The sequence below is a fragment of the Microbacterium sp. STRO-2N genome (genome assembly GCF_057747775.1).
In genome coordinates, this window is record NZ_CM173223.1 from 1,795,999 (window position 1) to 1,810,655 (window position 14,657).

General features: G+C 70.1%; 14 protein-coding genes. 4 read left to right on the top strand and 10 right to left on the bottom strand.

Going from position 1 to position 14,657, the window contains the following annotated elements; genetic code table 11:
- Positions 1-15 precede the first annotated feature (15 nt).
- The 3 genes from AC3ANN_RS08365 (at position 16) to AC3ANN_RS08375 (ending at position 2,814) form a co-directional block, all read left to right on the top strand.
- Positions 16-330: a dioxygenase gene (locus tag AC3ANN_RS08365; protein WP_488340518.1), complete on the top strand. Its 315-nt coding sequence runs from the start codon at positions 16-18 to the stop codon at positions 328-330.
- Between the two features lie 99 nt (positions 331-429).
- Positions 430-2,145, top strand: a complete 1,716-nt coding sequence (locus AC3ANN_RS08370; protein ID WP_488340519.1) for a DUF349 domain-containing protein — start codon at positions 430-432, stop codon at positions 2,143-2,145.
- A gap of 99 nt (positions 2,146-2,244) precedes the next feature.
- Positions 2,245-2,814, top strand: a complete 570-nt coding sequence (locus AC3ANN_RS08375) for a hypothetical protein (protein WP_488340520.1) — start codon at positions 2,245-2,247, stop codon at positions 2,812-2,814.
- Here the strand turns inward: AC3ANN_RS08375 and AC3ANN_RS08380 are convergent.
- From AC3ANN_RS08380 to pdxS, 10 genes are all read right to left on the bottom strand, one after another.
- Entirely contained in the window at positions 2,784-5,033 is a 2,250-nt protein-coding gene (locus tag AC3ANN_RS08380; RefSeq protein ID WP_488340521.1) for a RelA/SpoT family protein, read from the bottom strand. The genes AC3ANN_RS08375 and AC3ANN_RS08380 overlap by 31 nt on opposite strands.
- A gap of 70 nt (positions 5,034-5,103) precedes the next feature.
- Positions 5,104-6,093 (bottom strand): protein translocase subunit SecF, encoded by a 990-nt coding sequence (gene secF, locus AC3ANN_RS08385; protein ID WP_488340522.1) that lies wholly within the window; start codon positions 6,091-6,093, stop codon positions 5,104-5,106.
- A complete protein-coding gene (gene secD, locus AC3ANN_RS08390; RefSeq protein ID WP_488340523.1) occupies positions 6,093-7,850 on the bottom strand; it encodes a protein translocase subunit SecD in 1,758 nt (585 codons plus the stop codon). Before secD ends, secF begins: the two co-directional genes overlap by 1 nt.
- 45 nt (positions 7,851-7,895) lie before the next feature.
- Positions 7,896-8,354 (bottom strand): preprotein translocase subunit YajC, encoded by a 459-nt coding sequence (locus AC3ANN_RS08395; RefSeq protein ID WP_488340524.1) that lies wholly within the window; start codon positions 8,352-8,354, stop codon positions 7,896-7,898.
- A gap of 83 nt (positions 8,355-8,437) precedes the next feature.
- Positions 8,438-9,466 (bottom strand): Holliday junction branch migration DNA helicase RuvB, encoded by a 1,029-nt coding sequence (gene ruvB / locus AC3ANN_RS08400; RefSeq protein WP_488340525.1) that lies wholly within the window; start codon positions 9,464-9,466, stop codon positions 8,438-8,440.
- On the bottom strand, positions 9,459-10,085 hold the full coding sequence (ruvA, locus tag AC3ANN_RS08405; RefSeq protein WP_488340526.1) for a Holliday junction branch migration protein RuvA: 627 nt from the start codon (positions 10,083-10,085) through the stop codon (positions 9,459-9,461). Before ruvA ends, ruvB begins: the two co-directional genes overlap by 8 nt.
- A 70-nt stretch (positions 10,086-10,155) precedes the next feature.
- A complete protein-coding gene (gene ruvC, locus AC3ANN_RS08410) occupies positions 10,156-10,731 on the bottom strand; it encodes a crossover junction endodeoxyribonuclease RuvC (protein WP_488340527.1) in 576 nt (191 codons plus the stop codon).
- A gap of 77 nt (positions 10,732-10,808) precedes the next feature.
- Positions 10,809-11,570, bottom strand: a complete 762-nt coding sequence (locus tag AC3ANN_RS08415) for a YebC/PmpR family DNA-binding transcriptional regulator (protein ID WP_488340528.1) — start codon at positions 11,568-11,570, stop codon at positions 10,809-10,811.
- A gap of 126 nt (positions 11,571-11,696) precedes the next feature.
- Entirely contained in the window at positions 11,697-12,299 is a 603-nt protein-coding gene (pdxT, locus tag AC3ANN_RS08420) for a pyridoxal 5'-phosphate synthase glutaminase subunit PdxT (protein ID WP_488340805.1), read from the bottom strand.
- Positions 12,293-13,183: a pyridoxal 5'-phosphate synthase lyase subunit PdxS gene (gene pdxS, locus AC3ANN_RS08425; protein ID WP_488340529.1), complete on the bottom strand. Its 891-nt coding sequence runs from the start codon at positions 13,181-13,183 to the stop codon at positions 12,293-12,295. The genes pdxT and pdxS overlap by 7 nt, the downstream gene beginning before the upstream one ends.
- A 112-nt stretch (positions 13,184-13,295) precedes the next feature.
- On the opposite strand from pdxS, the gene AC3ANN_RS08430 reads away from it, so the two are divergent.
- On the top strand, positions 13,296-14,651 hold the full coding sequence (locus AC3ANN_RS08430; RefSeq protein WP_488340530.1) for an aminotransferase class I/II-fold pyridoxal phosphate-dependent enzyme: 1,356 nt from the start codon (positions 13,296-13,298) through the stop codon (positions 14,649-14,651).
- Positions 14,652-14,657: the final 6 nt, after the last annotated feature.

Genomic DNA, 14,657 nt, shown 5'->3' on the forward strand with positions numbered 1-14,657 from the left:
AGCGAAGGAGGCCCCGTGGCGGTCGGATCGAAGGATCGGAAGGATCGCGAAGCGCGCGCTGCGCGCGAGCGGACGCGTGTGTACCAGGCACGTCGTCAGTTCCACGAGGGTCAAGCCCGGCGCCGCACGCGCGACAACCTGATCGCCGGCATCGCCGGCGGCCTGCTGATCGTCGGCATCGCCGCCGCGCAGACCGCGTACTTCGTCGCGGGACCGGGGGCACCCGAGCCCGCGCCGACCTCGACTCCGACGCCCACCGACATCGCGCCGACGCCCACTGAGACGACACCCGTGCCGGATCCGAGTGCCACGCCGACCCCGACGCCCTGACACGGAAGCCCAAGTCACCGGGAACGAGGCATCCGCCGTACTAGGCTTGTGAGCCGTCCTACTCCCGCAGACGGCGCAAGCCGTGATGAGGTGCATCCCGTGACTGCCGCAGCAGAGCCCAAGCCCGACACCGACGCTCCTGAGAGCCCTGAGACCACCGGATCCGAGGCGAACACCGCCGACGATGTCGCGGCGACGGAGAACGACGCCGTCACCACCGCCGACGACACCGTCGCGGAAGACTCCCCCGAGGCCGCGATCGAGCCCGAGGCAACGGCCGAGGCCGAGCCAGAAGCAACGGCTGAGGCCGAAGCCGAGCCCGAAGCCGAGGCCGAGCCCGAAGCAACGGCCGAAGCCGAGCCCGGAGTACCGGCTGAACCTGAGGCCACCGCCGTTGCCGAGTCTGGAGCCACGGCTGAGGCGGAGGCCGAAGGCACTCCCGAGGCGGAGCTCGAAGCCACGGCCGTTGCCGACACGACCACCGAGCCGGCGGCATCGACGTCCGATTCCGGCGCCGGAGCGGTGTCTCCTGCCGACGTCCTGGCCGCGATGGGTGCCCGACCCGCTAATCGTCCCGCTCCGGGCGCGAGCGACGAACCCTGGGGCCGCGTCGACGACGACGGCACCGTGTCGGTGCGCGAGGCCGGCGGCTGGCGCGTCGTGGGCCAGTACCCCGACGGCTCCGCCGAGGAGGCGCTCGCGTACTTCGAGCGCAAGTATGCCGATCTGGCGAGCGAGGTGACGCTGCTCGAGGTGCGTCACCGTCGGGGCGGGGCATCGGCGTCCGACCTGCGCGCGACGGCCCGCACGCTCCACGCGAAGCTCGACGGCGCCGCTGCCGTCGGCGACCTCGCGAGCCTCGAAGCGCGCCTCTCGGCTCTGACCGAGATGCTCGCCGGCGAGTCGGCGGCCGAGGCCGCCGCCGCGCGTGAGGCGGTGGACGACGCCGTCAAGGCGCGGACCGAGCTCGTCGAGAAGGCCGAAGCCCTCGCCGCGCGCGACCCGCGCTCGGTGCAGTGGAAGCAGGCGACCGCCGAGCTCAACGCGCTCTTCGACCAGTGGCAGTCCCAGCAGCAGCACGGTCCTCGCCTGCCGAAGTCGACCGCGCAGCAGCTCTGGAAGCGGTTCCGCGATGCACGCGCCACCGTCGACAAGCACCGCCGCGCCTTCTACGCCGAGCTCGACGAGGCCCACAAGGGTGTCCGCGAACGCAAGACCCGCCTCGTCGAGAAGGCCGAGGCGCTCGCACCCAAGGGTGAAGACGGGATCCCGGCGTACCGCGAGCTGCTCGACCAGTGGAAGACCGCGGGCCGCGCCGGGAAGAAGGTCGACGACGCACTGTGGGCTCGCTTCAAGGCGGCGGGTGACGCGCTGTACGGCGCTCGCATCGAGCGAGAGGCGGCGGACGCCGAGGCCTCCCGCGAGAAGATCGAGGCCAAGCGCGCCCTGATCGAGGAGGCGAAGGCTGTCGCCGACGAGCGCGACCTCGCCAAGGCCCGCACGCTGCTGACCAGCGTGCAGCGTCAGTGGGACGACATCGGCCGGATCTTCCCGCGCGACGCCGAGCGGTCGCTCGACGACGAGCTGCGCAAGATCGAGCAGGCACTGCGCTCCCGCGAGGAGACGGACTGGAAGCGGAACAACCCCGAGACCAAGGCTCGTGCGAACGACATGACCCGTCAGCTCACGGACGCCATCCAGAAGCTCGAGGACGAGCTGGAAGCGGCGAAGAAGTCGGGTGACAAGAGGGCGATCGCAGCCGCGTCGGAGGCGCTCGAGGCGCGCCGGTCGTGGCTCAAGGCCCTGGGCGGCTGACGCGACGGGTCTCACACCGGGGTACGCGGCAGGCCGGGTTGTCCACAGGGCACGCGGCCGCGGGATCCATGACGGTGTCGCGTGGGGCACACTTCCCCCATGGGCTCCCCGTTCCTGTACTTCGCCGACGATCGTCTCTCGCGCGCCGAGCTGACGGCGGCGTGCCTGGACGGGGATCTCGTCGGACTCGGTGAGGCCTACATCCCGGCGGACGCCGTCGAGACGTCCGCGTTGCGCGCGGGATCGCTGCTGCCGGTGCTCGGCGAGACGCTGGCGGCGACGCACCTGACCGCCGCCTGGATCCATGGGGCGCTGCCGCAGCCGCCGTCGCGGCATACGGTGCAGCGGGCGGTCGCGAGGCGGCTGCACATCGTGCCCGATCGTCAGGTGGTGTATCGCGATCGCGCGGTGCCCGTCCAGGATCTGCAGCTGATCGGCAGGGTGCGGGTGACCACGGTGCCCAAGACCCTCGCCGACCTCGCACGCGCCGGCGACCACGAGCACACGCGCGCAACTCACCTGCTGGCAGCGGTGGATCCGGATGCCGTCACCGCCGCGATCGACGGGCTCGAGGCGGGTGCGCTCCCCCATAAGCGCACCGCTCTGGCGTTCCTGCGCGGCCTCGCTGCCGCGGCCGCTCAGGACGAGGTCACGCGATACACGTCGTAGACGGCGTCGATGCGACGCACCGCGTTGAGGACGCGATCGAGGTGCACGATGTCGCCCATCTCGAACACGAACCGGCTGAGGGCGAGGCGATCGTTGGTGGTCGAGACGGTCGCCGACAGGATGTTGACGTGGTGCTCACTGAGGACGCGGGTGACGTCGCTCAGCAGGCCCGAGCGGTCGAGCGCCTCGACCTGGATCTGCACGAGGAAGATGCTCTTGGTCGTCGGCGCCCATTCGACCTCGATGAGCCGGTCGGCATCCGCCATGAGCGATTTCACGTTCGTGCAGTCGGTGCGATGGACCGACACCCCGCTCCCGCGCGTCACGAAGCCGACGATCTCGTCGCCGGGCACCGGCGTGCAGCACTTCGCGAGCTTGACGAGGATGTCGGGGGCGCCGCGGACCAGGATCCCGGAGTCGCCGCCGCGTGGGGCGCGGGCACGGCCGAGCGCCGGCAGATCGATGGGACCTGTCGTCGTGTCGTTGGCCGCGACGAGCGCCGTCACCTTCTCGATGACGGACTGCGTCGAGACGTGACCCTCGCCGACGGCGGCGTAGAGCGCCGACACGTCCTCGTACCGCAGCTGATGCGCGACCTCCGAGAACGAGTCCTGGCTCATGAGCCGCTGCAGCGGCAGGTTCTGGCGGCGCATCGCGCGGGCGATGGACTCCTTGCCCTGCTCGATCGCCTCCTCGCGACGCTCCTTGGTGAACCAGCCCCGGATCTTGTTGCGGGCGCGGGTGCTCTTGACGAACCCGAGCCAGTCCTGGCTCGGACCCGCGTCGGGGTTCTTCGACGTGAACACCTCGACGACGTCGCCGCTCTTCAGCTCCGACTCGAGCGGCACGAGGCGTCCGTTGACCTTCGCACCCATCGTGCGGTGACCGACCTCGGTGTGGACGGCGTACGCGAAGTCCACGGGCGTCGCACCGGCGGGAAGCCCGATCACCCGGCCCTTGGGGGTGAAGACGTAGACCTCCTTCGCGCCGATCTCGAAGCGCAGCGAGTCGAGGAACTCCCCGGGGTCGGCTGTCTCGGCCTGCCAGTCCGAGATGTGGGCGAGCCACGCCATGTCGGTGTCGACCGACTTGGCGTCCGCCTTGCCGCCGTTCATCTGCTCTTTGTACTTCCAGTGCGCCGCGACGCCGTACTCCGCCTGCTGGTGCATCTCGTGCGTGCGGATCTGGATCTCGACGGTGCGCCCGCCGGGGCCGATGACGGTGGTGTGGAGCGACTGGTACAGGTTGAACTTCGGGGTCGCGATGTAGTCCTTGAATCGCCCCGGCAGCGGCGTCCACCGAGCGTGGATGGCGCCGAGGACCGCGTAGCAGTCGCGCACGCTCCCGACGAGGATGCGGATTCCGATGAGGTCGTAGATGTCGTCGAACTCGCGGCCGCGCACAACCATCTTCTGGTACACCGAGTACAGCTGCTTCGGGCGGCCCATGACCCGCCCGCGGATGCGCAGTTCGCGCAGGTCGCTGTCGACGGCTTCGATGACACTGTGCACGTACTGCTCGCGCTGGGGTGTGCGCTGCTTGACCAGGCTGTCGATCTCGGCGTACAGCTTTGGGTGGAGCACCGCGAACGAGAGGTCCTCGAGTTCGGATTTGATCGCCTGGATGCCGAGCCGGTGCGCCAGCGGCGCGTAGATCTCGAGAGTCTCGGTGGCCTTCTTGCGCGCCTTCTCCGGCGGCACGAAGCCCCACGTGCGGGCGTTGTGCAGGCGATCGGCGAGCTTGATGAGGAGGACGCGGATGTCGCGCGACATCGCGACGATCATCTTGCGGACGGTCTCGGCCTGGGCGCTCTCGCCGTACTTGACCTTGTCGAGCTTGGTGACGCCGTCGACCAGCATCGCCACCTCGTCGCCGAACTCGGCGGTCAGGGTGTCGAGTGAGTACTCGGTGTCTTCGACGGTGTCGTGCAGCAGCGCCGCGGCGATCGCACGCGGACCGAGGCCCAGATCGGCGAGGATCTGCGCGACCGCCAGCGGGTGCGTGATGTACGGCTCGCCGCTCTGGCGCGCCTGACCGGCATGTGCCCGCTCGGCGACCGAGTACGCCCGCTCGATGATCGACAGGTCGCCTTTGGGGTGATGCGTGCGCACCGTGCGCAACAGCTGCTCGACGTCGTCACGGCGCGCCGACCGCGAGAAGATCCGCGGCACCAGGCGGCGCAGCGAAGAGCTCTGGGCGGGCGGGACGGTCTCGGTCACACGCACCCCTCCCCTCCGCTGGACCTCACAATCCTACGCCCGCACGCGGAGCGCCTCGTCCGGGCGGCGGTCAGGCGGGAACGCCTGCCAGCTCGCGCGCCGCGAGCACGCGCTGATCGCGGACCCGGATCGCCGGCTCGTTCTCGCGCAGCAGCGAGTACAGCGGCGCGGCGACGAAGATCGTCGAGTAGGCGGCCACGATCGTGCCGACGAAGATCGAGAGCGAGAGGTCGGTGAGCGTCTGGGCTCCCACCCAGATCAGGCCGATGAACAGGATCGCGCCGGTCGGCAGGACCGCCACCACCGTGGTGTTGATCGAACGCACGAGAGTCTGGTTCACGGCCAGGTTCACCGATTCGCCGAACGTACGACCCGATACCTCGCCGTCCTCGCTCGTATTCTCGCGGATCTTGTCGAAGACGACCGTCGTGTCGTACAGCGCGTACGAGAGGATCGTGAGGAAGCCGATGACGGCTGCCGGCGAGATCTCGAACCCGAACAGCGCGTACACGCCGATCGTGATCACGAGCACGTCGACGAGGCCGATGATCGCCGAGACCGACATCTTCCACGTTCGGAAGTACAGCGCGAGGATCAGGAAGGTCAGCGCGAGGAAGATCGCCAGCCCCCACAGCGACGTGCGCGTCACGTCGGCGCCCCAGCTGGGGCCGATGAAGGAGTAGCTGATCTCGCTCTCGGGAACGTCGTAGGCCTCGGCGAGGGCCGCCGAGACCTCACGGCTCTCGGCATCCGTCATCTGGTCGGTCTGGACGCGCACCGCGTCGTCGCCGATCGTGACGACCTTGGTGGTGGCATCGGGGACCACCGACTGCACGGCCTCGGTCGCGAGCAGCTGGTCGGGACTGGTGACGCCGTTGACCGTGAACTGGGAGCCGCCGGTGAACTCGATCGAGAACTGGATGGGGCGGAACAGCGGCACGAGCGCCGAGCCGACCACCAGGATGGCGGCGATGAGGAACCACAGCCGACGGCGCCCGATGAAGGGGAACGAGGTCTTGCCGGTGTAGAGGTCGTTGCCGAGCTGGCTCATGGAGCGCATCAGTCGTCTCCCTCCTTGACGGTGGTCGCCTGTTTCGCCGAGGTGTGCTTCGGCGCATCGCCGGTGGCGGCGGCGGCGGCGAGCTCGGCCTGCTTGCGCTCCGCGATCGTCTGGCGTCGTGCCGCCTCTCCGCGCGACTTCGCGGCGCGGCGCCCTGCGGCACCGGTCGTGGTCGCCGCCACGGGAGCGCGGAACTGCGCGCGGCCGCGGTAGACGGCGCCCAGCGCCGTCGGGTCGAGGCCGGACAGCGGATGACCGGAGCCGAAGAACCGGGTGCGAGCCAGCAGCTGCAGCACGGGATGCGTGAAGAGGATGAAGATCAGGACGTCGATCGCGGTGGTGAGGCCCAGCGTGAACGCGAAGCCTTTCACCGTCGAGTCCGCGAGGATGTACAGCACCACGGCGGCCAGGATGTTGATCGACTTCGAGATGTAGATGGTGCGCTTGGCACGGCCCCAGCCGTCCTCGACCGCGCTCGTGATCGTCTTGCCGTCGCGCAGCTCATCGCGGATGCGCTCGAAGTACACGATGAACGAGTCGGCCGTGAAGCCGATCGTGACGATCAGGCCCGCGACACCCGCGAGCGACAGGCGGAAGCCCATGCGCCACGCGAGGATGCACAGCGTGATGTACGTGAGCACCGCCATGACGACGAGGGACGCGATGATGATGAAGCCCAGCGCGCGGTAGACGATCAACGAGTACAGGGCCACGAGTGCGAGACCGATCAGGCCCGCGATGAGGCCGATCTGCAGCTGCTGCGAGCCCAGGGTGGCCGAGATCGAGTTGGAGCTCTCGACCGTGAAGCTCAGCGGGAGCGCCCCGTACTTGAGCTGGTCGGCGAGCACCTTCGCCGTCTCCTGCGTGAAGCTGCCCGTGATGCTGGGCTTTCCGTCGACGATGAGCCCGTTCATCGACGGTGCCGACAGCACGTAGCCGTCGAGCACGAACGCGAACTGGTTCAGCGGGGGCTCGGCCCCGAGGAGGCGCTGGCTGATCTCGCCGAAGACCTCGGTGCCCTCGTCGTCGAAGTCGAGGTTGACCGCCCACTGGTTGTTGGTGGTCTGGAGTCCGAAGGTGGCGTCGTCGATCGACGAGCCGTCGAGTTCGACCGGGCCGAGGATGTACTTGACCGTGCCGTCGGCGTCGCACGTGATGAGCGGCTCGTCGGCCGGTGCGTTCGCCGGGTCGTTGTCGGGGTTCGCGCAGTCGTACGCCAGGTACTCCGCCTGCAGCTTCTCGGTGACCCATGCGAGGTCGCTGGCGTTCGTCGGGGCGACGGTCGGAGTCGCGTTGAGCGTGGGATCGGGCGTCGGGTACGGCGTCGCCGTGCCGTCCTCGCCGACGAACGTGTTCGCCGGGGCGCCGGCCACGAGCACGGCGCGCAGCTGCAGCTGCGCCGAAGCCTCGATCCGGTTGCGGGTCTCTTCGTCGGCCTGGCCGGGGATCTGCACGACGATCTGGTTGCCGGACTGGGTCGTGACGTCCGCCTCGCCGACGCCTGATGCGTCGACGCGCTGGCGGATGATCGTGACCGCCTGCTCCATCTGCTCGGTCGACGGATCGGCTCCGTCCTCGGTCTGCGCCTCGAGCACGATCTGCGTGCCGCCCTGAAGGTCGAGGGCCAGTTCGGGGACCCACGAGCTCTCGTTGAACACGTAGACGCCGACCGCGTTGATGCCGAAGAGGACGGCGGTGATGGCGAGGAGGCCGGTGAGCGCGCGCCACGCATGCCGGACGGGAGTGGATGTCGCCACGTCTTCGCTTTCTGGAGTTGCCCCGGAGGGCAGTCGGTCAGACGGTCAGTCTCGCGGCTTGGTGCCGGGATCGGCGTCGGGCTCGGCCTCGTCGGCCTTGCTCGCGTGCTGGTCGTCGCTGATCGACGAGATGTCGCCGCTGGCGACGCCCTCCGCGTACTCGGCGTGGCTCTCCTCCGCGGCGAGGTACTCGTCCTCGCTGACGGCGCCGACAGTGGGGCTCACGACGCGCAGGATGGCCTGGCTGTGCACCTTGATCTCGACGCCGGGAGCGAGCTCGACGATCGCGGGCTGGTCGAGGTTGTCGGGGTCGTACGACACGATGGTGCCGTACAGGCCGCCTTGCAGGAGCACCTCGGCGCCGGGGACGGTCTGACGGGCCTTCTCCTCCTGCTCGAGCTTCTGCTTCTGCATCCTGCGGCGCGAGCTCCAGAACATGAAGGCGAGGAGCACGACCAGCAGGATGATGAGGCCGTAATTGCTCAGAAACGAGGCGAAGTCCATGGAGGTGGGAGCACCTTTCGGGTCAGGCACACGCCAGGGCGGCGCTGCCTTGCAGGAGGAGGGTGGGCGAAAGCCTCCAGTGATTATAGGTCATCGAACCCCAGCACCGAGTCGACCGCGGCCACGCCCAGGTGCGCGTACGCATCGTGCGTGGCCACACGACCTCTCGGCGTGCGCCCCATGAAGCCTATGCGCACGAGGTACGGCTCGACGACCGACTCGATGGTGTCGGGCTCCTCGCCGACCGCCACCGCGAGCGTGCTGAGCCCGACTGGTCCGCCCCGGAACCGCCGTACCAGCGCGTCGAGCACGGCGCGGTCGAGCCTGTCCAGTCCGATCGCGTCGACGTCGTAGAGGTCCAGCGCCGCGTGGACGATGTCCGCGTCGGCTGCCCGTCCGTTGCCGTGCACGATGCTGTAGTCCCGCACCCGGCGCAGCAGCCGGTTCGCGATGCGGGGCGTGCCGCGCGACCGGCGGGCGATCTCGGCACGCGGGCCGGGCGGGAGCGTCACGCCCAGCATCGCGGCCGAGCGCTCGATGACGCGCTCCAGCTCGTGCGGCTCGTAGTACTCCAGGTGCGCCGTGAACCCGAAGCGGTCGCGCAGCGGGTTGGGCAGGAGTCCCGAGCGAGTGGTCGCGCCGACGAGGGTGAACGGCGCGAGATCGAGCGGGATGCTGGTGGCGCCCGCACCCTTGCCGACCATGATGTCGATGCGGAAGTCCTCCATCGCCAGGTACAGCATCTCTTCGGCCGACCGTGCCATGCGGTGCACCTCGTCGATGAAGAGCACCTCGCCCGGCGTGAGGCTCGACAGCAGCGCTGCCAGATCGCCCGCGTGCTGGATCGCCGGGCCGCTCGAGAGCCTGAGGGGCCGGCGGCTCTCGTGCGCGACGATCATCGCTAGCGTGGTCTTGCCGAGCCCCGGAGGGCCTGACAGCAGGATGTGATCGGCGGGGCGCTGCTGAATGCGCGCGGCGTCGAGCAGGAGCTGCATCTGGCCACGCACCTTCTGCTGCCCGACGAACTCGGCCAGCGAGGCGGGGCGCAGTGCGCCCTCGATAGCCAGCTCGGTCTCGTCGACGGGCTCGCCCGCCTCGCGCACGTCAACCACTCACGGGCTCCTTGCGTGCCGGGCCGAGGGTGGCCAGAGTGAGCCGCAGCAGCACGGGAACCGAGGCGCGGTCGCTTGCAGTGGCCTCGTTCGCGACGGCTTCGACCGCGTCGGCGGCCGTCCTCTCGGACCAGCCCAGCCCGACCAGGGCCTGCACGACCTGTGCCGGGACGGCCGCCGAGGCCGCGGCATCCGTCCCGCCCGCCAGGGCAGGCCGCGAGACCGCGATCTTGCCTGCGAGCTGCACCACGATCAGCTTCGCGGTCTTGGGCCCGATGCCCGACACGCGTCGGAACGGCGCGTCGTCGTCTGCGGCGACGGCGTCGGCGATCTGCGGCACGGTGAGCGTCGCGAGGACCCCCAGCGCCGACTTCGGACCGACCCCGGTGACGCCCAGCAGCTGCGTGAAGACGGTGAGCTCTTCGCGAGTCTCGAAGCCGAACAGCGACAGCGCGTCCTCGCGGACGATGAGGCTGGTGTGCAACATGAGCGCCTCGCCGACGTGAGCCGCGCGCGCCACCTGGGGCGTGACCGCGACGTGAAGGCCCACCCCTCCGACCTCGACGACGACCGAATCCGCATCGACGTGCACGGCGGTGCCACGGACTGAGGAGATCATGGGTCGAGCCTACGGGGCGGTTCGGACGTTTGTTCGAGCGACACGCACTCCCCCTCGCAGGCTTCGATGCTCACCGCCGCGCGAGGCGTTCGGCGTCGGCCCACGCGCGCTGCGCCGGCGTGAGCGGACCGGCGGCCGGGGCCGTGGGAGCACCTCGCCACGCATGGCACAGGGCCAACGCGAGCGCGTCGGCGGCGTCGGCGGGCTTCGGCAGTTCGTCCAGCCGCAGCACGCGCGCGACCATCGTCTGCACCTGGCGCTTGTCGGCGTTGCCGTACCCCGTCACAGCGGCCTTGACCTCGGACGGCGTGTGGGTCGCGGCCGGCAGCCCCCGCTCTCCGGCGACCAGCAGCGCGATTCCACTGGCCTGCGCCGTGCCCATCACCGTCTGACGGTTGTGCTGCGCGAAGACTCTCTCGACCGCGACCACATCGGGTCGGTGCTCGTCGAGCACCGACCGGAGCCCGGCCGCGATCACCGCGAGCCGCACCTCGATCGCCGCATCCGGATCGGAGCGCACGACACCGACGTGCACCAGCCGGGCGGAACGGTCGGGCGCGACGTCGACGATGCCGACGCCGCATCGGGTCAGTCCCGGGTCGATGCCCAGCACCCGGAGGGATGCGCGAGAGGTTCCGGACGGCACTCCCCCACGTTAGGCGAGAGATGCGGATGCCCCGGCCAGGCGCGCCCGGCCGGGGCATCCGTCTCTTCAGCGAGGGGTCATTCCTCGTCGTTCTCGAGCTCGGCCTGCACCTCGGCGGTGAGGTCGAAGTTGCTGTACACGTTCTGCACGTCGTCGCTGTCCTCGAGCGCGTCGATGAGGCGGAAGATCTTGCGCGCCGTGTCGGCGTCGATCTCGACCTTGAGGTTGGGCACGAACTCCACGTCGGCCGACTCGTAGTCGATGCCGGCGTCCTGCAGCGCCGAGCGCACCGTCACGAGGTCGGACGCCTCGGTGATGACCTCGAAGCCCTGCGCGTGCGGTTCGACCTCTTCGGCACCTGCCTCGAGGACCGCCAGCATGACGTCGTCCTCCGTCGTGCCCTCGCCGCCGACGACGATCACGCCCTTTCGCGTGAAGTTGTAGGCGACGCTTCCCGGGTCCGCGAGGGTGCCGCCGTTGCGGGTCAGCGCGGTGCGCACCTCGGCCGCCGCGCGGTTCTTGTTGTCGGTGAGGCACTCGATCATGAGCGCCACGCCGTTGGGGCCGTAGCCCTCGTACATGATCGACGAGTACTCGACCGACTCGCCGCCGATCCCCGCGCCGCGCTTGATCGCGCGGTCGATGTTGTCTTTGGGAACGGACGTCTTCTTGGCCTTGAGCACCGCGTCGAACAGCGTCGGGTTGCCCTGGAGGTCGGGTCCGCCGAGCTTCGCGGCCACCTCGATGTTCTTGATGAGCTTGGCCCACGACTTCGCACGGCGCGCATCGATCACGGCCTTCTTGTGCTTGGTCGTCGCCCACTTGGAATGCCCGGACATGGTCCTCCTGAATCACGCTCTTCGGGGGCAGCGGCGGAGCGCCCCGCGCTCGTCGGCTTCCCGGCCGCCCGACGGACCATTGTAGGCCCCGCGCTCTCGCCTCCGACGCGGCGCCGGCCGGGCCGGTCAGCAGGCGCGTGCGCGCACCATGTCGAGGAACAGCGCATGGAACCGCGCATCGCCGGTCATCTCGGGGTGGAACGACGTCCCCAGGATGCTCCCCTGCCGCACCGCGACGATGCGCCCGTCATCCAGCGCGGCCAGGGACTCCACGTCCGGTCCCGCCTGCTCGACGAGCGGCGCCCGGATGAAGACGGCGTGCACGGGCGGCGTTCCGAGCGCCGGCACGTCCAGGTCGACCTCGAAGGAGTCGACCTGGCTGCCGAACGCGTTGCGACGCACGGTGACGTCGAGGCCGCCGAACGTCTGCTGGCCCTCGATGCCGTCCACGATGCGGTCGGCGAGGAGGATCAGCCCCGCGCACGTCCCGTACACGGGCAGCCCGCCCGCGATCGCCTCGCGCAACGGCTCTCTGACTGCGAACGCACGCGACAGCTTGTCGATGACGCTCGACTCGCCACCCGGGATGACGAGCCCGTCGATGTCGGACAGCTCCGACGCCCGCCGTGCCGCGGTGGCGGAGGCGCCCAGGTCCGTGAGCACGCGGACGTGCTCACGGACGTCGCCCTGCAGCGCGAGGACGCCGATCCGAGGGCTCGCGCTCACCAGCCGCGCTCGGCCAGGCGGTGCGGGGCGGGCAGGTCGGCCACGTTGATGCCGACCATCGCCTCGCCGAGCCCGCGCGAGACGTCGGCGATGACCTTGGCGTCGTCGTAGAACGTCGTGGCCTTGACGATGGCGGCGGCGCGCCGCGCCGGGTTGCCCGACTTGAAGATGCCGGATCCGACGAACACGCCGTCGGCGCCCATCTGCATCATCATGGCGGCGTCGGCGGGGGTCGCGACGCCGCCCGCGACGAACAGCACGACCGGGAGCGTGCCGGTCTCCGCGATCTCGGCGACCAGGTCGTACGGAGCCTGGAGCTCCTTCGCGGCGACGTAGAGCTCGTCCTTGGTCATCGAGCGCAGCACGTTGATCTCGCTCGTGATCCTGCGGATGTGCTTGGTGGCCTCCGACACGTCGCCGGTGCCCGCCTCGCCCTTCGAGCGGATCATGGCGGCGCCCTCGTTGATGCGGCGCAGCGCTTCGCCGAGATTGGTGGCGCCGCACACGAACGGCACGGTGAAGTTCCACTTGTCGATGTGATTGACGTAGTCGGCCGGCGACAGCACCTCGGACTCGTCGATGTAGTCGACGCCGAGCTCCTGCAGCACCTGCGCCTCGACGAAGTGGCCGATGCGCGCCTTCGCCATCACCGGGATCGACACGGCATCGATGATGCCGTCGATCATGTCGGGGTCGCTCATGCGCGACACGCCGCCCTGGGCGCGGATGTCGGCAGGCACCCTCTCGAGCGCCATGACGGCGACGGCGCCGGCGTCCTCGGCGATCTTGGCCTGCTCGGGCGTGACCACGTCCATGATGACGCCGCCCTTCAGCATCTCGGCGAGGCCGCGCTTGACGCGGTCGGTGCCCGTGTCGGCAGTGCTCACGTGGAATCCCTTCGGTGGAGCGCGTGGTGTCCACGCGAGACGAATCAGGACAATGCGGGTATTGACCTAGGCCAAAAGATAGCATGGACCGGCGCCCTACAATCGGCAGGGCATGGACGGTGACATGGACCTCGGGATCACAGGGCGCTCGGCATCGGAGATCGCCGAGAGCCTTCGCGCCATCATCGAGCGCGGGCGTCTGCGTCCCGGCGACGCGCTGCCGTCGGTGCGCGCCCTTGCCGAGAGCCTCGGCGTCAATCGCAACACCGCGGTCGCTGCGTACCGCCAGCTCACCCAGGCCGGCGTGGTCGTCACCCGCGGCCGCGGCGGCACGAGGGTCGCCGACCTCATCCCCGTGCCGCAGGAGGGGTTCGCCGTCGACAGCGTCCTGCGTGACATCGGGACCGGCAACCCCGACCCCGATCTCATCCCCGACCCGTCCAGGGCGCTCGCCGGCATGGCGGGGCGGCCGGTGCTCTACGGCGAGCCCGTCATCGATCCCGCACTTGAGCGGTGGGCGCGCGAATGGATGCGCGAGGGGCTCGCACCTGCGGCATCCATGCGGCTGACGGTCACCAGCGGTGCGGCGGACGCCGTCGAGCGGCTGCTCGCGCAGGCCCTCACGCGCGACGACGCCGTGGCCCTGGAGGACCCGTGCTTCCTCACCAGCATCCACACCGCACGCATCGGCGGCTACCGCCCGGTGCCGGTGCCGGTGGACGACGAGGGGATGACGGTGACCGGCCTCCGCGCGGCGCTCGAGCAGGGCGTGCGCGCGGTGGTGTGCACGCCGCGCGCGCAGAACCCGACCGGGGCGAGCCTGTCGGCCCGCCGCGCCGCGGAGCTGCGCGCCGTGCTCCGTGACCATCCGTATGTCCTCGTGATCGAGGACGACCACTTCTCGATGCTCTCGCGGCAGCCGTTCCACTCCGTCATCGGCCCTGACCACCGCCGCTGGGCGCTGGTGCGCTCGGTCTCGAAGTTCCTGGGGCCCGACATGTGCCTCGCGGTCACGGCATCCGACCCCGAGACGGCCGACCGACTGGCGATGCGGCTGACGCCCGGCACGACGTGGGTGAGCCACCTGCTGCAGCGCCTCACGCTCGCCCTCGTCAGCGATCCCGGAGTCACTGCGGCGATCGAGGCGGCCGGCGCCCACTACGCCGAGCGGAACGATGCGTTCGCCCGCAGGCTGACCGCGCACGGCGTCCCCGCGCACGCCGGGGACGGCCTGAACCTGTGGGTCGCGCTGCCGGTCGCCGCCCGCGCGGTCTCGGAGCAGCTGATGCGCCGCGGCTGGCTCGCACGCACCGGGGACGAGTTCGCGCTGGGCGACGAGTCCCCCGCGCGGCGGCTGCGCCTCACCGTCCACGATCTCGACGTCGCCGAGGCCGAGCAGCTCGCCACCGACGTCGCGGCCGCCGTGAACGCCGTGCGAGGGCGGGTCGTGGCCGCGGAAGTGGCATGATCGAGC

What these genes read in the sequence shown, in the direction of transcription:
- ruvA (WP_488340526.1), bottom strand. Translation starts at nt 10,085, where the DNA reads ATGATCTCCTCAGTCCGTGGCACCGCCGTGCACGTCGATGCGGATTCG.
- secF (WP_488340522.1), bottom strand. Translation starts at nt 6,093, where the DNA reads ATGCGCTCCATGAGCCAGCTCGGCAACGACCTCTACACCGGCAAGACC.
- AC3ANN_RS08375 (WP_488340520.1), top strand. Translation starts at nt 2,245, where the DNA reads ATGGGCTCCCCGTTCCTGTACTTCGCCGACGATCGTCTCTCGCGCGCC.
- AC3ANN_RS08395 (WP_488340524.1), bottom strand. Translation starts at nt 8,354, where the DNA reads ATGGACTTCGCCTCGTTTCTGAGCAATTACGGCCTCATCATCCTGCTG.
- AC3ANN_RS08415 (WP_488340528.1), bottom strand. Translation starts at nt 11,570, where the DNA reads ATGTCCGGGCATTCCAAGTGGGCGACGACCAAGCACAAGAAGGCCGTG.
- AC3ANN_RS08430 (WP_488340530.1), top strand. Translation starts at nt 13,296, where the DNA reads ATGGACGGTGACATGGACCTCGGGATCACAGGGCGCTCGGCATCGGAG.